This is a genomic window from Paraburkholderia sp. J76 (assembly GCF_905220295.1).
Lineage (GTDB): Bacteria > Pseudomonadota > Gammaproteobacteria > Burkholderiales > Burkholderiaceae > Paraburkholderia.
In genome coordinates this window covers 26,235-48,289 of sequence record NZ_CAJMZJ010000002.1, presented here as the reverse complement: position 1 = coordinate 48,289, position 22,055 = coordinate 26,235, and the positions used below count along the sequence as shown (strand labels likewise).

Sequence of the window (22,055 nt, the reverse complement as noted above, 5' to 3'; positions counted from 1 at the left end):
ACGTCATGCGGCCGTTGCCTCGCTCAATACGGCGCTCACTTCTTCGAGCAGTCCCGGCATGGCGGTGTAGCTCGCCAGCGTAAGACGCAGCACGCCCCCTAGCGTACAGACGCCCACTACCTGATCGTCCGCGAAGCCCGAACTCACCATCGGCCCCCATAGCGCCTTCAGCGTAAATCCTTCGTATACCGAAGCAACTGGCTCGCGGCCGAGGTTCGAAAGCAGCACGTCGAATGCCAGCATGTGCGAAAGAAAACCCGCTGCGTCTTCAATGGACGGATTCGACGACATGAACGCATGCAGCGCTTTCGTTTCCCGCACAACAGCGGCGAGCGTTTGCGCCGGCGCGAGTAATGCCTTGACCTCGCGCGCCGCATCCCAGAACGGTGCGCCGAGCGCACGGCCGTCGACGGTCACGGTCTGCGCGATGTACACGCCGTTGGCCTGGCCCATGCCGCCCACGGTTCGGCGCACGTCGATCGGCGACACGGTACGCAAGGGCCGCTCGCGCCACGAGCGCGACAAACGCCGCCCCGCTTCGTTCACCGCCGCCGCGACCGCGCCATGGACCGTGGTGCGCTCGATGCGCGAACGATTCACGACAGCCCGCGTGAGCGGCGCGCCCAGCGAGAGCGCAGCGACTTCGGCGCGCGCGCCCGAAGCCGGGCGGAACCTCTTCGGTTCGGGCGCCGGCGCCATCGCGTCGGGAATGGCGGCCGTGGCCATTTGCGCTCTCGTGAGGCTTTCCAGCGGCTGCACGAGAGGCAGGCTCATAAGCGAGCCGCCCGCGAGCGCGCCCAGCAGGTCCTCGATCACATACGCGCCGCCCATGCCGTCGAGCACTGAATGATGGGCGGCCAGAATGAGGGTCGAGCCGCCTTCGCCCTGGAGCACGGTTGCGCGCACAAGCGGTGCACTCGACCAGTCGAAAGGCGTATTCATTTCCCGCGCGGCCTCGACTTGCCACGAAGCTCGTGCATTCTCCACCACGCGCAGCGGGATTCGCGCATCGGGGTCTCGAACGAAGGCAGGAACCGCGTCACCTTCGACGACGATACGCGTAGAGAGCAAGGGATGACGCTGCTGGAGCGCAAGCAACGCCGCATGCCATGCACCGGGCTCGAAGATGCGGTCGATTTCCGCGACCAGCACGAAATGAATCGGGCGATTGAGGTCGATCAGCCAGAACAAATGCTCCGTACTGCCAAGCTCCCGGACCCGGTCGGCCCCCTGCGTCGTGGTGTTTTCGATATCTGCTTGCTGATTTCGCATCTGAATTCCGTGTTCTTCGAAAGGGAGGGGAACGGCGAATGCCAATCGCTTCCTTATGCAGAACACGCGGGGGGAGCCCGGCATTCCACGATGAATTCGTCATGGAGCACCACGATTTGTGTCGCACTGTGTACGGCTTGCGGCATTGATACAAAAATTTTCAATAATCAATTAGCCGGACATATGACAGATACCTTCTCTGGTTCTAATCCGTCATGTCTCCTGCCCGCCAGGCACCCGCAACATCCGGCGCGTATGGAATTTCGTTCGCCCGCCGGGTGTTCTGGTCACGGCGACGGTTTCGCCGTTTAACCCTATCGTCGAAAAATGAAATCTACCGAGACGATGACTGTCGCCGATTTGTCGGCGCTTCTGCCATCGATGCTTCCACGATTGTGGGCATTCGCGCTGCGCATTTCGGGCGATCAGCACGATGCCGAAGACCTCGTGCAGCGCGCGTGCGTGCGCGCGCTCGAACGCGCGCATCAACTCGAACCCGGAACCGCGCCGCTTAGCTGGATGTTCTCCATTGTGCAGTCCACGTGGCTCAACGAACTGCGTGCCCGCAATGTGCGCAACCGTTCGGGCATGGAATGGGATGACGGGTTTCTCGAAACCGTTCCCGATCCTTCTGCGAGAACGCCGGAAGAACAGGTCATGAACGGACAGATCATTCGCGCCGTTCAGCAGTTACCCGAGGCGCAGCGCATTGTCATGCTGCTCGTCGCGGTGGAGGGGTTAAGCTACAGCGAAGCCGCCGAGGTGCTCGATGTGCCGATTGGGACCATCATGAGCCGGCTTTCGCGGGCCCGCCAGGCGATCGGCGCCCTGTTCAACGACCAGAAAAAAGAAAAACGCGCAAAAAGCGCGGCGAACAGCAAGGAAATTGGGGCATGACTATGGATGACATCCTGCTCATGGCTTATATCGACGGCGAACTGACGCCGCGTGAGCGCGAGGACGTGGAGAAGACAATCGGCGCGTCGCCCGAAATCGCGGAGCGCGTTGCGCTATACGCGGCGTCGGCGCTGCGGTATCAGCACGCGTTTGCGCATCAGAAGCTGCCGCCGGTTCCCGAAAGGCTGGCACTCAAGATCGAGCAACTCAGCCGTGCGTATTCCGGCACGACGCAGTCAGCAGGCAGCGCGAACGCCGTGAGGCTTTCGTGGCTTTCGCGGCTTTTATCGCGCTTGCCCTTTCGCTTTCCGCTGAACCTATCGCTGCCGGGGCTCGCCATGACTTTCGCGGCGGGCGCGCTAAGCTGCGCGCTGGTGCTGCGCTTTGCGACCGACTCGGCCCGCAACGACGCCGGCGCATTGCACACCGCGGCCGCGAGAATCTCGCCGTGGGTCGCCGCGGCGGTGAACTATCAACAGCTTTATACGCGCGACACCGTGGCCTTCGACGCGCTCACGCCCGAAGTAGCCTCGCAGGTGATCGCGCAGATTCACAGCGACGACGGCGTACCGATACGCGTACCGGACCTGCGTCCTGCGGGGCTCACGTTCACGCGCATTCAACGGCTGCGCTTTCACAACAGACCGCTCGTGCAGATCGTGTACCTGCCCAAAACGGGTTTGCCCGTCGCCCTGTGTGTAATGAAGGATGAAAAGCCGGACGCAAGCATGACGCATGAACGTGTCGAAAGCATGAATGTCCTGACGTGGCGGCGCGCCAATCTCAGCTATGCATTGATTGCTTCGCTCGACGACGACCGGCTGCTCGAAATCGGAAAGCAGATTGCCCAAGGCCAGACTGACGAGACTGTGGGCCAGTTTGCGCCACTTTCTAACGCCGCGAGTTGAGCGATTGCACGCTTTCCCAAATATTCCGTATTCCGAATTATATCGGCGTCTATCACGCGCGGAACCCGCCGGGAATAAACATCGATAGCGGACTGTTCTGATTGCGCGGCCAGACAGCGCGCCTCCTCCGGGGCGAATGTGCTGGCCGACCCTCATGTTCAGTCAGGCGCCGCCAGCGGCTCCGTTACGTTATCGACACACCATGTCTTCTTTTTCCCGCATGCTGCTCGTGTATGACGGCACGAGCGAGGCCCAAGCCGCTCTGCAACGCTGCTCGCAGCTCTCGCTCGCCTTGTCGGCGCCCGTCGACGTCGTTGCCGTCGTCGATGCCGAAGGTGTGAACGCGAGCTGCGGCGGGCTGCTTACCGACGTTGCGTATACCCACCTCGAGGAAATGGCTCGCCACACGCTCAGCGATGCCGTTACGCAGTTGGCCAATATCGGCATTACCGCGAACGGCTACGTGAAATACGGTCGTATCGCCGACGTCGTGGCGCGTCATGCACAAACGTTCAATCCCGACCTCATCGTGCTGGGTCACCGTGTGCGAACAAAACGCTCGCGGTGGTGGCGCGAGCGTCCCGCGCATGTCGATCTCGCCGAGCGTTTGAGTGGAACCACCATCGTGACCGTCACCCTGGCGTCTGCTTAGTCATGCATAGCACTTCACGCAGCTTGCAGCGGCAGCGTAAGGCGCGCTTCGAGGCCACCGGTGCGCCGGTTTTCGAGTTCGAGTTCGCCGCGCATGGCGAGCGTGAGGCGTCGCGCAATCGCCAGCCCGAGACCCGAGCCCGACGCCGACGCCGCCGTTTCGGGGGCGCGGTACCACGCGGCGAAAACCGCTTCGAGGCGCGCGGGAACGATGCCGGGTCCCGAATCGAGCACGGCCAGCACCAAACGCTGCGCCTCGACCCTCACGCTAAGCCGGACATCCACGCCGTAACGCAGCGCATTGTCGATGAGATTCACGAGCACGCGGCGCAGCGCATGGGGACACGTCACCACGGGAATCCCCACCCTCCCTTCGAGTTCGACGCTGCGCCCGGCGTCCCGGTAGTCGGCAATCAGCGCGCCGAGCAAGCTGTCCGCATCGACGGAACGCATGGGCTCCTGGGCGCTGCATTGCATGCGCGCGCAGGAAAGACTGCCTTCGACCAGTTCGGTCATCTCCGCGAGATCGCGCGCAAGCGCGTCTCTCAACTGCGCTTCCTCCACGAGTTCCGCGCGCATGGTCATGCGCGTGAGCGGCGTGCGCAAATCGTGCGCATAAGCGGCAAGCACGTGAAGCAACTCGGCCTGGCGGCGCGCACGGTGGCGCGCGCATGCATTGAACGCACGAGCCAGACGCGCAATGGCAGCGGGGCCCGCGTCTTCAGGCGCAAGCGCCTGCGCACCTTCGCCGAGGCTACGCTCGACGGCGGCTTCCATGCGACGAATACAGACGTGCCACTCGAAGAACTTCAGCGCCGCGAGCGCCGCCAGAAGCACGGCGGGCAGCACGTAGGGCAGGCCGAAGCGCACGAGCGCCTGCCACGGCGCTGCGTGCGCTGCATACGAGGCGTACGCGCAGGCCGCGGCAAGCAGCACCCATAAGGGCCGTGACCATGCATCGAGGGACCGCCGCGAACCGCCACGCGACGAAGTGCGCGCGACGGCGGCGCGCATGGAGGCGTTAGGGGTATTCGATGGGTCGATAGCATGCGCGCTCATATCCGTTCTCCTGTACTGGCCGGACCGACTTGCACCACAGGGGAATGCGAATTTGACAGACAGCCGGCACCTTGCCCGGAAACATCTGCTTCGTGGTACGCCCTGCCCGGCAGCGCCAGAATAGGTCACTTCACGCGCACGGCGCCATTATATGAACGTATATGGTCGAACCTACGGATGGGTAAATTACGCGTTTGGTATCCCGCACGCCGGCTATCGAGCGTGCGGGACACGACGATTGTTACGCGAACTTGCGCATCGGCCTGAATCCCGCGCGAACTTCCTGAGCGAACAATAGCGGTTCTTCCCAGGCGGCGAAATGGCCGCCCTTGTCGACCGTGTTGAAATAGACGAGATCGTGATAACTGCGTTGCGCCCAACTGCGCGGCGCCTGGTAAATCTCGCCCGGAAACACAGTAATGGCCGCAGGCAAACCGATATCCACTGCGTTGAAGTTATTCGAGTGATCTTCCCAGTAAATCTGCGCCGACGATGTCGCGCTATTGGTGAGCCAGTAGAGCGAAATATCGTCCAGAATCTCGTCGCGGGTTAACGAACGTTCGGGAACCCCGCCGCTATAGGTCCATTGGGAGATTTTGTCGTACATCCATGCCGCCTGGCCCACGGGCGAATCGGCCAGCGCGTAGCCCACGGTCTGCGGGCGCGTCACCATCATGGCCGAATAGCCGCAGTTGTCGCGATAGAAAACGCTCAGCTTTTCATATGCACGTTTCTCGTCCGGCGCGAGGTTCGCGGGCGCGGGCTCGCTCAGCGCAAGCAGGCGCGCAATATCGGGCGGCACGGTCGCGGGCATGTTCACGTGAATGCCGATCAGGCCTTTCACATGCTGCATGGCCATGCGGTGCGAGACCACCGAGCCGCAATCGCCGCCCTGGGAAACGAAACGTGCGTAGCCCAGGCGCGCCATCAGTTCCCCCCAGGCCCGCGCGATATGATCGGAGCCCCAGCCCGGGGCGGTCGGCTTGCCCGAAAAGCCGAAACCGGGCAAGGACGGCACGACCACGTGAAAAGCGTCGTCGGCGCTCCCGCCATACGCCGTGGGATCGGTTAGCGGCTTGATGGCCTTGGTCAGTTCGAGTATCGAGCCAGGCCAACCGTGCGTCATGATCATCGGCAGCGCATTTTCGTGGCGTGAGCGCACGTGAATGAACTGAATGTCCAGCCCGTCTATTTCCGTCACGAACATGGGAAACTCATTGAGTTTCGCCTCGCCCTTGCGCCAGTCATAATCGGTGCCCCAATACTGGACGAGTTGCTGCATGCGCGCGAGGCGAACGCCTTGCGATTCGTCGGCAACGGTTTCCTTTGGTGGCCAGCGCGTATTCGCAAGACGCCGCCGCAAATCGACCAGCGCGGCGTCCGGAATATTCGCCTTGAATGGACGAATTCTCGCGTTGTCAGTGTCGGCATAAATCGCTTTGGGAAAGAGCGCAAACGCGCCGGCCGCCGCCGATGCGGCAAGCAGGGTGCGTCGCATCGGGGAAAATTCATTCGAAGACATCGTTGGCATCCTGTTCAAAAGAAATAGTCAATTTGACCCGGCGACACCGCACGCATGATTTCCATGCTGACAATCGTTTATGAAAAGTCGCCCCTCATTAAAAACAGGCAATGTATCTCGTGTATGTCGGCAATGTAATCTTTCGTAAGCTGCGCATAAACACGCCTGCACGGTTATATTCTTCATAAGGCCGAAAAAACCCTATACGAAGGTATAAGTCCACCTATCCCTAATCGTCTGTCGACTCAATCCAGAATGGAATGGTCCGATCGTCCGCATCCGATTACTCTGCGGGCAGCGGTAGAAATGCGCCGCTGCACTGCTTATGACGATCATGGAAAAAATCGATCACATACTGGTTGTCGACGACGACCGCGGCATACGTGAACTGGTCGCCGGCTATCTCCAGCGCAACGGCATGCTGGTCGCGACCGTGTGCAACGGCAGGGAGATGCATGAGTATCTGGGCAGGCAGACGCCCGATCTCGTTCTGCTCGACCTGATTCTGCCGGGCGAAGACGGTCTCGCGCTCTACCGCGGTTTGCGCGAAAGTCGCCATCGCGCCCTGCCCGTCGTCATGCTGACTGCGCGCTGCGACGTCACCGATCGCATTGTCGGGCTCGAAATGGGCGCGGACGACTATATGGCCAAGCCATTTCAGGCACGCGAATTACTCGCTCGCATCCGCGCCGTGCTGCGCCGTACGCGCATGCTGCCGCCCGATCTGCAGCCCGTGGACGACACGCCGGTTCTCGGCTTCGGAGACTGGCGCCTCGACACCACCGCGCGCCATCTGCTCGAATCCGACGACACCGTCGTCACGCTCAGCGGCGCTGAATATCGCTTGCTGCGTGTGTTTCTCGATCATGCGCAACGCGTATTGACGCGCGACCAGTTGCTCAATCTCACGCAGCGCCGCAATGCCGATCCATTCGATCGCTCGATCGATTTGCTGGTGAGCCGGCTGCGGCAAAAGTTGAACGATACGGCGCGCGCGGCCCGCTACATCAAGACGCTGCGCAACGAAGGCTACATTCTTTCCACGCCCGTGACGGTTCACCACGACGCGCGTGACACTGCCCCCGCCAGCCGTGCCTGCGCGGAAAGCGAAGCGCTCTGCTTTTAGCGGGCCAAACCGCGCCGGGCGCCTTCGCCCTGGGCGATTTTTTGTAGCGCAATGTATCGCGCGTGCGCGATGAAACAACGGCTTACAAACCGCCCGTTTCCAGAAACAAGCCCGATACGTGGCGGGCTTCTAATGACTCCATGCAACGGCGATTCAAAAAAACCGCTGCCTGGATTTTCCCTGACACCCTGATCTCGTGGAGAAACGTCATGAAGCTCGTTCACGCCCTGTTCGTCTCGGCTCTCGTCGCCGCCCCCGCACTCGCATTCGCACAATCGCCGAATACCCCGGTCACGCGCGCGTCGGTTCGCGCCGAGCTGGTGCAGTTGCAGCAGGCCGGCTACAACCCGGCTAGCGACACCACCCAATACCCGAAGAACATCGAGGCCGCCCAGACGCGCCTGAACGCGCAGCAAAACGCGGCATACGGCGGCGCGCCCGTCAACGGCGCGGCATCGGGCTCGCGCAACGAAACGGCACAAACGCCGGCGCCGCAGCAAGACGTTGTCGGCCTTGAACCGATCTATTCGCATTCCTGATCAATATCGCGCGCAGCGCTCGCTGCGCGCGGCACACTAACAATACGGAACCCCACCCTATGAAAGCAATCGTGATGGAAGGCCCGGGCGGCCCGGACGTGCTGCGCCTTGTCGAGCGCGGCGAGCCCGAGCCGGGCCCCAACGACGCGCTGGTCGAAGTGGAAGCTGCGGGCGTCAACTTCATGGATATTGGCGTGCGGCAAGGCAACTTCTGGACCGAAACGGGCAATCCCAAGCCGCTAGGTGTCGAAGGCGCGGGGCGCATACTCGCGGTGGGCCACAACGTAAAGGACTTTCATCCGGGGCAACGCGTTGCGTGGGTCTACGCACCGGGCAGCTACGCGCAACGCATCGCCCTTCCGACCGCTTCGCTGGTGCCCGTGCCCGACGAAATCGATCATCGCACCGCTGCCGCGCTGATGATGCAAGGGCTCACCGCCAGCCACTTCGCCACGGACTTCTATCCCGTGCAGTCCGGCGACATTGCGCTCGTGCATGCGGCAGCGGGCGGCGTTGGGTTGCTGCTCACGCAAATCATCAAGATGCGCGGCGGCAAGGTCATCGGCCGCGTTTCGAGCGCGAGCAAGGGCGACATCGCGCGACAGGCGGGCGCCGACCATGTGATTGTCGACACGAAGGGCGCATTCGCCGACGAGGTTCTGCGCCTCACCGGCGGCGAAGGCGTTCACGTCGTCTTCGACGGCTCCGGGCCCACGACGTTCGAAGCCTCGATGGCTTCGCTGCGCCGCTGCGGCACGTTTTGCTGGTACGGCCCCGTGCTCGGCGACTCCGGGCCCTTGCGCATTACGAGCCTGCCGCGCAGCATCAAGCTCGGCTACGCGGTATTCACCGACCATATCCCCACGCCGGCGCTGCTGCGCGAGCGTGCGAAACAACTGTTCGACTGGATCATCGCGGGTGCAATCGACATCAGGATCGGCGGTCTGTATCCGCTGGAACAGGCCGCGCGCGCGCATGCCGACATGGAAAGCCGCAGCACGACGGGCAAGTTGCTGCTGATTCCACGCACGGAATAAATGCCGGGTCCCGGGTGTTCCTGGGAGATCGGCGCATTCATGCGCAATGGGAGGAATGATGCGGTTTGCGGTTCTCGGCGCCGGCGCGGTCGGCTGCTATTACGGTGGCATGCTCGCGCGCCACGGCCACGACGTCGTCTTTATCGGCCGTCCCCCGCACGTTGCGGCGATGAACCAGGACGGCCTGCGCATTCAGTCGCAAGCATTCGACGTGCACGTGCCCGTACGCGCCGCGACGCAGATCGAGGCGGCCGCGGGCGCCGACATCGTGTTCGTGTGCGTGAAATCGACCGATACCGCCGAAGCCGCGCGCATGCTCGGTCGCGTGCTCGCGCCGGGCGCTATCGTAGTGAGTCTGCAAAACGGCGTGGACAACGCCGCGCTTCTGCGCGCCGGCATCGCGCAGCCCGTGATCTGCGCGGCCGTGTATGTCGCGAGCGAAATGGCCGGTCCCGGCCACCTCCTGCACCACGGCCGTGGCGATCTCGCCATCGAGGCGTCGCCGCACAGCGAAGCGCTGGCAAGCGTGCTGCGCGCAGCGAATATTCCCACCCAGATCGCCGCGGACGTGCACGCGACGCTTTGGCAAAAGCTCATTCTCAACTGCGCGTATAACGCGGTGTCGGCCATCGTTCAGTTGCCGCTCGGCGGCATGGCGCATCGCGACGCGCTGCGCGAAACCATGCGCGACGTGGTCGCCGAATGTCTCGCGGTCGCCGCCGCCGAGGGCGTGCATTTCGAGGACGACGCCGCGCGCATGGTCGAGAGAATCGAAGCCACGATTCCAGGCGGCCAGTATTCGTCCACCGCGCAGGATCTCGCGCGTGGCAAACACAGCGAAATAGACTTTCTCAACGGCGCGATCGTGCGGCGCGGTGTGATCGCGGGCATCGCGACGCCGGCCAACCGCACGCTCCACACGCTCGTCAAGGTGCTGGAAGAAAAACCCGCCGCTCACGGCTGACCGCATCTCACGCTCATGCAATTCTCCGATTTTTCCTCGCCTGCCTTTTTCGCCAATCCTTATCCGTTGTACGAAAAGATTCGCGCGGCAGGGCCGATTCTGCCGGTCGGGCCGCAATCGTTCGTGACCGGACGCTTCGAAATTATCGACGCCCTGCTGCGCGACCCGCGCATGGGCAAAACCTATCTACAGAGCGTAGTCGCGCGTTATGGCGCGCAGGCGACGGCGCAACCGGTGTTCCAGTCGCTGAACCGCACGTTGCTGATGATGAACCCGCCCGCGCATACGCGACTGCGCGCGCTGCTGATGAAGACGTTCAACGCGCGCGGTATCGGGAAGCTGACTTCGATTGTCGAGGCGACGACGCATGAACTGCTCGAATGCCAGGGCTCGCGCGCCGAGTTCGACCTGGTCAACGACTACGCGCTCCCCTTGCCGGTACAGATCATCTGCCGGCTGCTCGACGTACCCGTTGAGCACGCAACCGCACTAGGCGGCGCGGCAAGCCGGCTCGTCGCGGCATTCGATCTCGCGCCGCTCGACGAACACGGGTTGCGCGCAGCCGACGAAGCCGCACTCACGCTCGAGCGTTACTTTCATGGCGTGATCGGGCAACGCCGCGCGCAACCCGGCGACGACCTGATTTCCGCGATGCTCGGCGTGGAGGACGAAGGTGCGAGGCTAACGGACGAAGAAGTGGTGTCGAACGCCGTGCTGCTATTCATTGCCGGACACGAAACCACGTCGAACATGATCGGCAATATGTCGATCGCGCTCTTTCGTCATCCTCAACAAATGGAGGCGTTGAAGCTCGACCCGGCGTTGTTGCCGCGTGCGATCGGGGAGTGCATGCGTTACGACGGCGCGGTGCAGATGCTGGTGCGCACCGCGCTCGAAGACATCGCGCCTGGCAATATCTCGCTCGCGCGCGGCTCGGTCGTGTTCATGCTGATCGGCTCGGCCAACCGCGATCCATCCGTATTTCCCGCGCCGGACACGCTGGACTTCGCGCGCAGCGCGAGCACGCCCTCCCTCGCGTTCGGCGCGGGCATTCATTATTGTCTGGGTGCGCGGCTCGCCGCGCTGGAACTCGAAGTCGCCATGCGTTCGCTGCTGGCGCGTTTCCCCGGAATCCGCCCGGTGGATCTGGACGGACTGGTCTGGCATCGGCGCAATAACTTACGCGGCGTGGAGTCGCTGCGCGTGACCTGCCTTTGAGCAAAGTCGCCCCGCTCCGGGGTATCGCGGTTCGCTATCGCTTCGCGTCGTCGGGGCTATACGTCACGTATAGCTTCGTATAGCCTTGCGTGTCGAATACGCCGGTCCATCCTTGTGGGAGCGTCACGGCCTCGCCCGTGCCCACGGTCAGCACCGAACCATCCGACGACGTGAGTTTCACTCCGCCCGAAAGAAAATATAGAAACTCGGTGTACGCGAGCCCTTTGGGTCCTTTAATGACTTCGTGCGAAGGCCCCGACTTGAACACGCCGGTTTGATAAGCCTTGTCAGGCGACGTAAAACCCGTCACGTCGATCATCTGCGTTCCACCCTCAACGGACTTTTGCGCATCCTTGCGCTTGAAGACGGCGCCGCCGAGATCGGCTTTCGAAAGCTTCACTGGCTTTATCGTTTCGGCGTATGCCTGCGCGCAACCGCACGCCAGCGCGCAAACCGCGAGGAGCACGGGGAGGGACAATGTACGAGCCTGGGCCATTGCAATAATTGCCTTAATAACGTTCGCGTGAGATGTCTTGAAGTTTTTGCAGCCGCTGGCGAATGCTGGCTAATGCTGGCTATGCTTGCGATCGCGCGGCGGCGGCAAGCCGAGTTTCGCCGCCATATTGACCAGTTCCGGCAGCGAATCCGCATTCATCTTTTGCATGACCTTCCCGCGGTGCATCTTTACGGTAATTTCGCTGATGCCGAGTTCGCCGCCTATCTGCTTGTTCAACAAACCCGAAACCACGAGCACCATGACTTCGCGCTCACGCGGCGTAAGCGTGGCATAGCTGTCGTGAAGCGCGCGCAACGCCATGTGGCTTTCGAGGGCTTCACGGCTGCGATTGATGGCGTCGCAAATGGCCTGGAGCAAAGTCTCGCCGTTGAACGGCTTGGTCAGGAATTCGACCGCGCCGGCCTTCATGGCTTTCACGGTCATGGGCACGTCCCCATATCCGGTGATAAAGATGATCGGCATGTCGGGCCGGTCGGCGGCAATACGCTGCTGCAGTTCCAGCCCGTTGACCTGCGGAAGCGACACGTCGAGCACGAGGCACGTGGGTGTGAAAACGCGCGGATGAGCAAGAAAATCTTCGGCGCTGGCGAATAGCTGCGCTCGCAGACCCGCGCTGCGCAACAACAATTCCAGCGATTCGCGCACGGAAATATCGTCGTCGATGACAAATACAATGGGCTCGGCTTGCAAACCGCTCGACGGCGTGGCGCCCTGACCCGTTCCATCTGCTTTACCTTGAGGCACGCTTTTCCTCTTTATCGCCCCGAAGCACTGAAACGCGTTCAGTTCTCCCCCAGCGCAACGTTGAGCGCCGCGAGAAGCGCGGTATCGCTAAAGGGCTTGAACAGGCAATCGCACGCGCCCTGCGCGATCAGACGATCGCGAACGGCGGCGTCTTCGTGAGCGGTAATGAAAACAACCGGCACGTTCTTGCCAAGACGCTTCAACTCGCGAAAAAGCCCCAGCCCGCCCATACCCGGCATATTGATGTCGAGGACCAGACAATGAGTTTGATCGACAACTTCGGACGCAAGAAAAGACTCCGCGGATGCGAACACGCTCACGGCATATCCGAACATTCTCACCAGATCCGGAAGCGACTCCCGCACTGCTTCGTCATCATCGACCAACGTTACCAGCATGATTGCCCGCAATCAAGTCTCGTTGAGACTGCTACCCCGCTCCCCGAGGATGCACGAAAGCCAAGTGAAGAATCTACGATACCCTGGTATCGCTCTCGTCGCCGGTATAGGCGTAAAGCGTACGCAAAGGCGCCGGATACTCGTGGAGCAAACAACGCACGATGCCCCATCGCATCGCACGCGTCCATCATACGGAGGTATGTATACGCGCCCGCGCGCCGCGTTGCCAAAGGATGCCTGAGTCACTCAAGCGCCATAAACGGGAAGCGAAAACGAGAAAATCGCGCCGGGTCCGTCCGCCGGAAGTTCGGCCCAAAGACGTCCGTTCTGGCTCTCGATGATCGATCGGCTAATCGCGAGACCAATGCCCATGCCGTCGCGCCGGGTCGTGTAAAAAGCATCGAAAAGCCGTTGCGCGTCTTGCGGATCGAAGCCAATGCCCGAGTCGCGCACGCTCAGGCGGACCGTCTCGTTCGACCCGGCTTCGGTCTTGACCGTTACGCGCCGGGGCCGGTCGTTCACCGTGCTCATGGCGTCCGCGGCGTTGCGCAGCAAATTCATGATGACCTGCTGCACCTGCACGCGGTCGCAGCCCGCAAACGGCAGGCCCTCCGCGAACTCCATGCGCATGACGACACGCGCTCGGTCGAGGTCGCTCTGCATGAGCGCAATGATGTCGCGCGCCGTGTGTGCGAGATCGACGGGTTCGATCGTGGCGCTGCGCTTGGTGAAAAGCGTGCGCAGGCGCGCGATGACGTCGGCCGCACGATTACCGTCGCGAATCGTACGCCGCGCCGTTTCCTGCGCGCCTTCGATATTGGGTGGCTCGGCCGCCAGCATGCGCAGGCAGGTGCTCGCGTTCGTCACAATGCCCGCGAGCGGCTGATTGACTTCATGCGCGATCGAAGCCGTCAACGCGCCCAGGCTCATTACTCTCGCGACATGCGATAGCTCCGCGCGCGCCCTGTCGAGCGCTTCTTCCGAACTGCGGCGCTGGCTGATATCGAGCGTCGTGCCGCGATACTCGTTGCGGTCCGGACGGTCGGTCGCGCGGTGCGCGATCAGATGCAGATGCTTGACGCTCTGATCCGGCATCAATAGCCGGTGCTGGCATTCGATATCGCTTTCGCCGCGCCGCCCCTGCTCGATGAACTGCGCGATAAAGCCCATATCCTCCGGGTGAGAGCGTTCGGCGATACGTTCGAGCGACACGGGCGTGCCCGGCTCGAAGTCGAAGATGTGATAAATCTGCTCCGACCAGGCGATCTCATCCGTATCGGCGTCCCACGTGAAATTGCCCATTCTGGCGAGCGCCTGACCTTCGGCGAGAAACGCCTCGCTGCGACGCAGTTCTTCTTCGGCGCGCTTGCGATCGTCGATGTCGATATTGATGCCATACCATTTGACGACGTTTCCATCCTGGTCCCGCAACGGGCTCGTGCGAAACAGAAACCATCGGTACTGGCCGTCGTAGCGCTGCATGCGCGCTTCCGCGGCGCCCGGCATGCGGCTCGCCATGATCTCGGACCACGCGGCCAGCAGCCCCGGCAGGTCATCGGGATGAACCGCTTTGGTCCACTCGTAGTCCCGCACCTGCGAGAGCGTGCGGCCGAGATAGTCGAGGTAGTACTGGTTATAAAACTCACCGGTCCCGTCCGGGCGCGCCGACCAGATGAGGGCAGGCAACGCATTGATGGTCTCGTTGAGATGGCGCTCGCTCTCCGCGAGCGTAATTTCGTCCCGCTTCCTGTCTTCGATATCGATGCACAGGAAAAACCAGCGGACAATTTCCCCGGAAGCGTCGCGAATCGGACTGATTTGAATGTCGAACCAACGCTGCGCACCGTCGAAGCGACGCAAACGCGCCGCGATTCCTCCGGGTTCGCCCGCAGCGAAAATAGCGCGGCGACGCTCGACCAGTTCGGGCAGGTCGTCGGCACTTACCGCGCCCTGCCACTGCGAGCCGGAAGATGCCGCGAGGTCATGGCCCGTGTATTCGGACCATTTCCGGTTGACGAAGTCGACCCGGCCGTCGGGCAGCGCGGTCCATGCGATAACAGAGAGCGCGTCCAGCACGAGGCCGGGATCAAGGGCCGATCCCATCATTTTTCTGATATTTGCGAGCAGGCGTCAGAGTTTCAGATATGCGCAAAAGCCCGCGCTCCGATGCATTTTTAGCGCGTCTTCCGGTCTGATCAGCGAATTTTGGGATTATTGCATGCGAAAACCGGCATCGCAACCGCGCAAACCGGGAATGGCCGGATTGCCCAGCCGGCGCTCGGTCGGCACTCGGCGGGCACTCAGTCGGCAACGTCGACGATCAATTCGATCTCGACGCAGGCATTGAGCGGCAACTCCGCGACGCCCACCGCCGAGCGCGCGTGCACGCCCGCCTCGCCGAACACGTTCGCGAGCAACTCCGAAGCGCCGTTCGTCACGAGATGCTGCTCGGAAAATCCCGCCGCCGAATTGACGAAGCTCGTGAGTTTCACGATCTGCCTGACGCGATTGAGATTGCCGATTTTGGCGTGAAGCGTGGCGAGCAAATCGACGGCGATCTTGCGCGCGGCCTCGCGGCCCTCTTCGGTGCTCAGCGTGGCGCCCAGTTTGCCGGTCACGACCGCGCCGGCGTCGCGGGGAAGATGGCCCGCCAGATAGACCGTGCCTCCGCTGCGAACACTCATGGTGTAGGCCGCGGCCGGCGAACTGACCTGCGGCAACTCGATGCCCATTGTCCTGATCGTTTCGTAGACGTCACGCTTTTCCATCGCACTCTCTCCAATTGGGTAATTCCATGGTGGAGTGCAAAAGATAACCGCAAAGGCTTGAAACAAGCGCTAGATCATCGGGTTACGAGTACATACGAAAGATTGGGGAAACTGAACTCTGGTATGAATTTACCGCACCGCCGGTTCGACCCCGAGCGCCACGGTTTTACGCACCAACTCGGCAACGGAGCGCACATTCATTTTGCGCATCGCTTGCCCACGGTGAATCTTGACCGTGACTTCCGCAATGCACATTCTCGAAGCAATCTGCTTGTTCATCAGCCCCGCCGCCACGTTGACGAGCACTTCGCGCTCGCGCGGCGTCAACGCGTTCCAGCATTCGCGCGCCTCCACGAGCGAGCTGTCCGCTTCGAGACGCCGCGCGTCGCGCTGCAGCGCGGCGACCACGGCGTCGATCATGTCCTGATCGCGAAAGGGCTTGGTGAGGAAGTCGATTGCGCCCGCCTTCATCGCCTCGACCGTCATGGCAATGTCGCCGTAGCCCGTCATGAAAACGACCGGCATGGGCGAGCGCTCCTGAGAAAGAAGCGACTTCTGCAGCGCCAGGCCGCTTTGACCGCGCAAGCGGACGTCGAGCACGAGGCACGACGGCCCCGGGTCTTTGGGCGCCGCGAGGAACGCTTCGGCGGAGTGAAAAGCGTGGACTTCCAGGTCGATCGAGCGCAGCAGGCTCGCCAGTGCGTCACGGACCGAATCGTCGTCGTCCACGATATAGACGACTCCGGCAGCGGTGTTGGCGCAACGGGCAACCGACCGGTCGGTCATGATGTTTAGCATCTGCGATAGGATTCTGCAGTGTTACGTTGTGCGAATTGAACCATCATAGGCGCTTCCCGATACCCCAGGGACGCCAATCCTGATTCACCCGTTGAAGCGCCGGCTGCGGGGCTCGCGGCCATCGAGTCGCCCCACCCATGCAGCCTCAAGCCAGAAGCTTACATCGCACGTTTAAGGGAAGCTGTAGTACTTTGGTATTGGACGGTCCGGCCGCGTTGAAGCAGCCCGGACGTTTGCGGGAGAAGGAAAGGGACCGGAAAATCCCAGATAATGAGTTTTGTGCGCCCTTTTCTCATGTTTTTATGGCGACACGCCGGGTTATTCGGGGTCGGCCAGCCGGGCGCCCCATGCCTCGAGCGACTCGGCTAGTATCATCGCTCCCGAGTTCAAAGGGATTGTGTAGCGCCGCGCCAAGGGCCGAAAAACGGCGTCGCCGCGCTTGATCCGCTCTCCCGAAAGCACGCAAACGCCCGCTTTTCTCGCGATTGCGCGTTTCCAGACCTGTTCGCGATAGCTGCAGCGCGTGGGGTCGCTCCACGAAAGCGTGAATGCGGAATTAGCCAATCGCTCCTCTATCGTGACCGTGCAGCTTCCGTACGTATTGTCGTCCGCGGGCCGCAGGTCGCTACGCGTGCGCGTCGCGGGCGCGCGGCGCGAAACGCTCGTTCTCGAAGCCGGCGAACCAAGCAGGCCCGAAACCACGTGCGCCCACGGATTGCGCGCGCAGTCCGGCGTCGCGGCGCCGCCGCCGTCGAGTGCGCTTCCCGCGTAGGTCGGCCTCCACGAATCCAATCTCACCACGGCAAACTCCCATGTTCTGGATGAGCGTGACTGTCACGCGCGTCGCGTATTCGACGCCGCAACATTTTGTGTATTGCGCCCACTGATTTCGAATGACTAAAGCTTAAGAAAAAGTGCGGCTACCAGGTATTCCTCCGGCGCATAAACTGACTGACGCTTTTGGATGGCGCCCCTATACGTTGGTATACATTCAACGTTCAATACACACTGAATAGCGGCTAGCGGATTACCATAATGGCCTCGCCGCACGGCGGCAACGTACGGAATTCATAGAGGGCCTTTCAATTCATCGACGGCTGCGCGAGGCCCCTGCGCTGATTTATGTCCCGTCTTTCGCATTCGCAACGTCTTGTCCGTTACGCAGTCATTGCGCTCACGCTCGCGGCGCTGGCCGCGGCGTTCGCGTGGACCGCGGGCTGGATACACTGGCCCGGCGCGCGTGCCGTACTTACGCCCAACCGGCTCGTCGACGCATTCGAACGCAGCGCGGGCAAGCACCCCGGCTTTCGTCGCAATCATGCGAAAGGCATTTGCGTAAGCGGCTATTTCGACAGCAACGGCAACGGCGCGGCGCTTTCTCGCGCGAGCGTATTCGAACGCGGCCGCACACCGCTGCTTGGCCGCTTTTCCGCGCCCGGCGGCAATCCCGCCGAAGACGACGCGAATACGACCGTGCGCAGCTTTGCACTGCGCTTTACGATGCGCGACGGCGAGCAATGGCGCACCGGCATGAATTCCGCGCCCGTATTCGCGGTGCGCACGCCGCAAGCGGTTTATGAATTGCAGGAGGCGATGGCGCACGACAAACGCACGGGCCGCCCCGACCCCGCGCGACTCGATGCGTTCTTCGCGCAGCACCCGGAAAGCCGCTCGCTGCGCGACTGGCTCGCCGCGCATGCGCCGGCATCCGCGTTCTACAACGCGAGTTACTACAGCATCAATGCGTTTCGCTTCACGAACGCACGCGGCGCAACGCGATTCGTGCGCTGGAGCGTCGTGCCCGATACGCCATACGCGCCATACGCACCATATGCACCGAAAGACACTGCGGATTCGAAATCGGGCGACCCCGACTTTCTCGCGCACAGCCTGAGGGTGCGACTGCAATCGGGGCCGGTGCGCTGGCATCTCATGCTGACGCCCGCGGGCGCGGGCGATCCCGTGGACGACGCCACGCGCGCGTGGCCTGCGGAGCGCGAACGGCATCGCATCGACGCGGGTACGATCGTCATCGAGCAAGCGCAATCGCAGATCGACGGCCCCTGCCGCGACGTTAATTTCGACCCGACAGTGCTACCGGCGGGCATCGCGCCCTCTGACGACCCACTGCTCGCTGCGCGCGCCGCCGCCTACGCGGTGTCGTTCGACCGGCGCACGCGCGAGGAAGTGCACGCGGGCGTGAAACCTCGCTGAAAGCCGGCAGAGATGGAATAAAACGCACTAGCCAGGTGTTTCGTCTCAAGTTCACCAAAATAGCTCGAGCCGCGCGCTTGAACCAGACGGTCGCACACGACCGCGAAGCGCGCCAGTCCGGATTGAACGGGGATCGTGGAGAAAACCCTTCGATGAGCGGTACAGACTTACCGGGCATGCTTCCCACCATGATTCCGCGGCTATGGGCGTTTGCGCTGCGCCTCTCCGGCGACCAGCACGATGCCGAGGATCTCGTGCAGCGCGCCTGCCTGCGCGGGCTCGAACGCGCGCACCAGCTTCAACCCGGCACCGCTGCGCTGAGCTGGATGTATTCCATCATGCATTCCACGTGGATCAACGAGTTGCGAGCCCGCAGCGTGCGCAAGCGCGCGAGCTTCGAGTGGGACGACGATTTCCTCGAAAATCTTCCCGATCCCGTCGATAATGGCCCTGAAACGCAGCTCATGCACAGCCAGATCATCGAGGCGGTCGAGCGCCTGCCCGAAGCCCAGCGCGTCGTGATGCTGCTCGTCGCGGTCGAAGGCATGACGTATCAGCAGGCCGCCGACGTGCTCAAGGTCCCCATTGGCACCGTGATGAGCCGGCTCTCGCGAGCGCGGCAATCGGTCGGCGCCATGTTCAGCGGCGCAGCGCCGAAGGCGCCGCCCGCGCCGCAGCACAAGGACTCAATCGCATGATTGCCGACGACGCCCAGTTACTCGCCTATATGGACGGCCACCTGTCGCCCGACGAGCGCGCCTCGATCGAAGCCTGGTTGCGCGAGTCCGCCGAGGCGCGCAAGAAGGTTTCGCTGCTGCGCGCTTCGCAGGTCGATTTCGCCGGTGCGTTCGGCCAGCAAACGCTGCCGCCCGTGCCGGAATCGCTGCGGCTCGGCATCGAGGAAATGGTGCGCGCGCAACCTTCTGCGGGCGCGAACGACGCCGCGATGCCAGCCTCGGCGCAATCACCCTCCGCGCCCGTGAGATCGCGCTTGCGTCGCGTGCCGGTCTGGCTCGCGGCAGCTTGCGTGGTGGGCGCGTTCGTGGCCGGCCAATGCGTGCGTTTCGACGCGCTTTTCGGGTCGGGTAGCCAGGGCGCGCAACTGGCGAGCGCATCGGACATGTCGCCGTGGGTGAAGGCGGCCGTCGGCTACCAGAAACTCTATACACGCGAGACCGTCGCCTATATGCAGGGCGATCCGGCGCTCGCCGCGAAGGTCGTGGAAGACATTCGCCGCGACGACCGCCTCGCGCTGCGCGTGCCCGACCTGAGCAGCGCCGGACTGACTTTCAAATCGGTGCAGCGTCTGCGCTTTCATAACAAGCCGCTCGTGCAGATCGTTTATTTGCCGCGCAGCGGGCCGCCCGTCGCGTTGTGCGTGATGAAGGACGCGCGGCCGGACGAAGCGCTCGCCTCGCGCACCGTCGATTCGATGGGCATCACCACCTGGCGGCAAAACGAGCTGACCTATGCGCTGATCGGGCAAGCCGGCGATGTCGATCTGGCGGCGATCGGCAAGCGCATCTCCAACCTCGATACGGCTGCGTTATTCACGGATGCTCAGGATGCCGTACCGTCGCATGACGGATAAGCGCTAAAGTCCGCGGGGAATATTTATGCCGCCCGGCTGTTGTGTTGAGGAACCCTCGACCCATAGCTCGGCATGATTCATCGATTGCACATCTGGGCGGCCGGCCTCGTCATCGCGGCGGGACTCGCATCGCCCGCGCATGCCGCCTGGCGGCTCGCGAGCACCGATGCGCCCATCGTCGTCGTGCGCGGCGCGAACGTGATGCTCGCGGCGGCAGGCGACATCCTGCGCGACGGCGACCTGCTCGAATCGCGCGACGGCGTTGCGCATCTACAGGACGAGCACGGCACGCTCGCCGCGCTCGGTCCGCAAACGCGCGCGATGCTCACGGCCGCCGCGCATGTCGCGTTGCTCAGCGGCTCGCTGAAGATCGCCTCTGCCGCATGCGAATCCGCGCGCTGCGAGCCAGTGCGCGTGGATACGGAAGCCGGAACGATCGAGGTTGGACCGGGCGCGGCGGCGATCGTCGCAGCGCCTGAAAACACGCAAACGCTCGACGTGTTTAGCGAAACCGGCACGCAGACATTCGCAGCAAAACCACCGACGCCGATACCCGCCGGCCGCTTCGCGATCATCGACAACCGTGGGCACGTGCAGCCTTTTGCGCGGCCCACGGAAGCGTTCGTCGCGCGCATGCCGGTCGCGTTTCGCGACGCGTTGCAGCCGCTCGTCGCCGCCAATCCCGCGCGGGTCGCCCCTCCCTCGCGTGCCGCCGCCTACGACGACATCGCGCCGTGGCTGAACAGCAAACTACCCGAGCGCAAGGCCTTTCCCGCGCGCTTTCGCTCGCGGCTGGCCGACCGGGGATTTCGCGAGGAGATTCAGGTGCATCTGAACACGCTGCCCGACTGGCGCGCCCTGCTCTATCCGCCCGAGCGCGCAGGTGTTCACAAAGTACGCTATCCCTAAGGCTCGATCCATCACCGCCATGAAGTCAGGACTCTCGCTCAGTGTCAAATTTAATTTTGTATTCCTAATCATATTCGCAGTCGCACTGGTGGCGATCGGCGTGGTCTCCGACCGCTTGCTGCAAAAGCAGGCGCTCGAAGAAACCGCGCACGACGCCAACATCCTCGCGAGCGCGGCGGCGTCGATGCAGAGCTATACTGCGGCACACGTCACGCCGCTGCTCGCCACGCAGATCAAGTACAGTTTCGTGCCGGAGTCGATTCCCGCGTTTTCGGCAATCGAGATGCTAAAGCTGCTGGAAAAGGACTTTCCGAGCTTCTCCTACAACGCGACCATGCTCAACCCCACTAACCCGCGCGACCGCCCCACCGACTGGGAAACCGACGTCATTCGCCATCTGCACGATCATCCAGAACTCAAGGAACTGACCGGCCAGCGCGACGCGCCGGGCGGCCGTTCGTTCTTCCTTGCGCGCCCGACCAGCATTACCGACACCGCCTGCATGCAATGCCACAGCACGCCAAACGCCGCGCCCGCGACGATGATCGACAAGTACGGCACGTCGAACGGCTTCGGCTGGACCATGAACGAGGTGATCGGCGCGGAATTCGTTTCCGTGCCGATGGCGCAGCCTATTGCGCGCGGCCGCGCCGTATGGCGCACGTTCATGCTCTCGCTCGCCGCCGTGTTCGCGGTCGTGCTGATCGTGATGAACGTGATGATGCACATGCTCGTCACGCGGCCCATTCGCGCGCTCTCGCGCGCCGCCGACGAAATGAGCCTCGGCAAACTCGACGCGACCACGCTGCCAACGGGCGGATCGGACGAAATCGCGTCGCTCGCGGTGTCGTTCGGGCGTATGCAAACCAGCCTCGTCGAAGCGTTTCACATTCTCGACGAAGAGCAATCCTGAGGATCCTGGC

Annotated in this window: 23 protein-coding genes; 13 read left to right on the top strand and 10 right to left on the bottom strand. The window is 62.7% G+C overall.

Going from position 1 to position 22,055, the window contains the following annotated elements:
* Positions 1 to 3: 3 nt before the first annotated feature.
* Positions 4 to 1,272 carry a condensation domain-containing protein gene (locus U5768_RS03705; protein WP_322029043.1) on the bottom strand — a complete coding sequence of 423 codons (1,269 nt, stop codon included), beginning with the start codon at positions 1,270 to 1,272 and terminating at the stop codon, positions 4 to 6.
* A gap of 345 nt (positions 1,273 to 1,617) precedes the next feature.
* On the opposite strand from U5768_RS03705, the gene U5768_RS03700 reads away from it, so the two are divergent.
* The 3 genes from U5768_RS03700 (at position 1,618) to U5768_RS03690 (ending at position 3,729) form a co-directional block, all read left to right on the top strand.
* Positions 1,618 to 2,169, top strand: coding sequence for an RNA polymerase sigma factor (locus U5768_RS03700; RefSeq protein ID WP_322029564.1), 552 nt, complete (start codon positions 1,618 to 1,620; stop codon positions 2,167 to 2,169).
* Positions 2,166 to 3,077: an anti-sigma factor gene (locus tag U5768_RS03695; protein WP_322029042.1), complete on the top strand. Its 912-nt coding sequence runs from the start codon at positions 2,166 to 2,168 to the stop codon at positions 3,075 to 3,077. Before U5768_RS03700 ends, U5768_RS03695 begins: the two co-directional genes overlap by 4 nt.
* Before the next feature lie 202 nt (positions 3,078 to 3,279).
* Positions 3,280 to 3,729: a universal stress protein gene (locus U5768_RS03690; protein ID WP_322029041.1), complete on the top strand. Its 450-nt coding sequence runs from the start codon at positions 3,280 to 3,282 to the stop codon at positions 3,727 to 3,729.
* Between the two features lie 14 nt (positions 3,730 to 3,743).
* Here the strand turns inward: U5768_RS03690 and U5768_RS03685 are convergent, their stop codons facing one another.
* Positions 3,744 to 4,787, bottom strand: coding sequence for a sensor histidine kinase (locus U5768_RS03685; RefSeq protein WP_322029040.1), 1,044 nt, complete (start codon positions 4,785 to 4,787; stop codon positions 3,744 to 3,746).
* Positions 4,788 to 5,028: 241 nt separating this feature from the next.
* A complete protein-coding gene (locus U5768_RS03680; RefSeq protein ID WP_322029039.1) occupies positions 5,029 to 6,309 on the bottom strand; it encodes an epoxide hydrolase in 1,281 nt (426 codons plus the stop codon).
* A 334-nt stretch (positions 6,310 to 6,643) separates the two neighbouring features.
* Between U5768_RS03680 and U5768_RS03675 the strand changes: the two genes are divergently transcribed.
* The 5 genes from U5768_RS03675 (at position 6,644) to U5768_RS03655 (ending at position 11,193) form a co-directional block, all read left to right on the top strand.
* On the top strand, positions 6,644 to 7,435 hold the full coding sequence (locus tag U5768_RS03675) for a response regulator (protein WP_322029038.1): 792 nt from the start codon (positions 6,644 to 6,646) through the stop codon (positions 7,433 to 7,435).
* Between the two features lie 209 nt (positions 7,436 to 7,644).
* Entirely contained in the window at positions 7,645 to 7,974 is a 330-nt protein-coding gene (locus U5768_RS03670; RefSeq protein ID WP_322029037.1) for a DUF4148 domain-containing protein, read from the top strand.
* 59 nt (positions 7,975 to 8,033) lie between these two features.
* Positions 8,034 to 9,011 (top strand): quinone oxidoreductase, encoded by a 978-nt coding sequence (locus tag U5768_RS03665; protein WP_322029036.1) that lies wholly within the window; start codon positions 8,034 to 8,036, stop codon positions 9,009 to 9,011.
* 58 nt (positions 9,012 to 9,069) lie between these two features.
* Entirely contained in the window at positions 9,070 to 9,975 is a 906-nt protein-coding gene (locus tag U5768_RS03660) for a 2-dehydropantoate 2-reductase (RefSeq protein ID WP_322029563.1), read from the top strand.
* Between the two features lie 15 nt (positions 9,976 to 9,990).
* Positions 9,991 to 11,193, top strand: coding sequence for a cytochrome P450 (locus U5768_RS03655; protein WP_322029035.1), 1,203 nt, complete (start codon positions 9,991 to 9,993; stop codon positions 11,191 to 11,193).
* A gap of 34 nt (positions 11,194 to 11,227) precedes the next feature.
* Here U5768_RS03655 and U5768_RS03650 read toward each other — a convergent pair whose 3' ends face one another.
* The 7 genes from U5768_RS03650 to U5768_RS03620 all read right to left on the bottom strand — a co-directional run bounded on the left by U5768_RS03650 (position 11,228) and on the right by U5768_RS03620 (position 17,120).
* Positions 11,228 to 11,593: a cupin domain-containing protein gene (locus U5768_RS03650; protein ID WP_322029034.1), complete on the bottom strand. Its 366-nt coding sequence runs from the start codon at positions 11,591 to 11,593 to the stop codon at positions 11,228 to 11,230.
* Positions 11,594 to 11,758: 165 nt separating this feature from the next.
* Positions 11,759 to 12,454, bottom strand: coding sequence for a response regulator transcription factor (locus tag U5768_RS03645; protein WP_322029033.1), 696 nt, complete (start codon positions 12,452 to 12,454; stop codon positions 11,759 to 11,761).
* A 38-nt stretch (positions 12,455 to 12,492) separates the two neighbouring features.
* On the bottom strand, positions 12,493 to 12,852 hold the full coding sequence (locus U5768_RS03640; RefSeq protein WP_322029562.1) for a response regulator: 360 nt from the start codon (positions 12,850 to 12,852) through the stop codon (positions 12,493 to 12,495).
* Between the two features lie 246 nt (positions 12,853 to 13,098).
* Positions 13,099 to 14,955, bottom strand: a complete 1,857-nt coding sequence (locus U5768_RS03635; protein ID WP_322029032.1) for a PAS domain-containing protein — start codon at positions 14,953 to 14,955, stop codon at positions 13,099 to 13,101.
* Between the two features lie 197 nt (positions 14,956 to 15,152).
* Positions 15,153 to 15,620 (bottom strand): RidA family protein, encoded by a 468-nt coding sequence (locus U5768_RS03630; RefSeq protein WP_322029031.1) that lies wholly within the window; start codon positions 15,618 to 15,620, stop codon positions 15,153 to 15,155.
* 129 nt (positions 15,621 to 15,749) lie between these two features.
* Positions 15,750 to 16,406, bottom strand: coding sequence for a response regulator transcription factor (locus U5768_RS03625; protein ID WP_322029030.1), 657 nt, complete (start codon positions 16,404 to 16,406; stop codon positions 15,750 to 15,752).
* Positions 16,407 to 16,736: 330 nt separating this feature from the next.
* Complete coding sequence (locus U5768_RS03620) at positions 16,737 to 17,120, bottom strand: DUF3331 domain-containing protein (protein ID WP_322029561.1); 384 nt, start codon at positions 17,118 to 17,120, stop codon at positions 16,737 to 16,739.
* 420 nt (positions 17,121 to 17,540) lie between these two features.
* Here U5768_RS03620 and U5768_RS03615 point away from each other — a divergent pair, with 420 nt between their 5' ends.
* The 5 genes from U5768_RS03615 (at position 17,541) to U5768_RS03595 (ending at position 22,045) form a co-directional block, all read left to right on the top strand.
* Complete coding sequence (locus U5768_RS03615; RefSeq protein WP_322029029.1) at positions 17,541 to 18,632, top strand: catalase family peroxidase; 1,092 nt, start codon at positions 17,541 to 17,543, stop codon at positions 18,630 to 18,632.
* 152 nt (positions 18,633 to 18,784) lie between these two features.
* Complete coding sequence (locus tag U5768_RS03610) at positions 18,785 to 19,330, top strand: RNA polymerase sigma factor (protein WP_322029028.1); 546 nt, start codon at positions 18,785 to 18,787, stop codon at positions 19,328 to 19,330.
* Positions 19,327 to 20,223: an anti-sigma factor gene (locus tag U5768_RS03605; RefSeq protein ID WP_322029027.1), complete on the top strand. Its 897-nt coding sequence runs from the start codon at positions 19,327 to 19,329 to the stop codon at positions 20,221 to 20,223. The genes U5768_RS03610 and U5768_RS03605 overlap by 4 nt, the downstream gene beginning before the upstream one ends.
* Before the next feature lie 72 nt (positions 20,224 to 20,295).
* The gene (locus U5768_RS03600; RefSeq protein ID WP_322029026.1) at positions 20,296 to 21,132 is read left to right on the top strand and encodes a hypothetical protein; all 837 of its coding nucleotides are present in this window, start codon (positions 20,296 to 20,298) and stop codon (positions 21,130 to 21,132) included.
* Positions 21,133 to 21,232: 100 nt separating this feature from the next.
* The gene (locus U5768_RS03595) at positions 21,233 to 22,045 is read left to right on the top strand and encodes a c-type heme family protein (RefSeq protein WP_322029025.1); all 813 of its coding nucleotides are present in this window, start codon (positions 21,233 to 21,235) and stop codon (positions 22,043 to 22,045) included.
* Positions 22,046 to 22,055 lie beyond the last annotated feature (10 nt).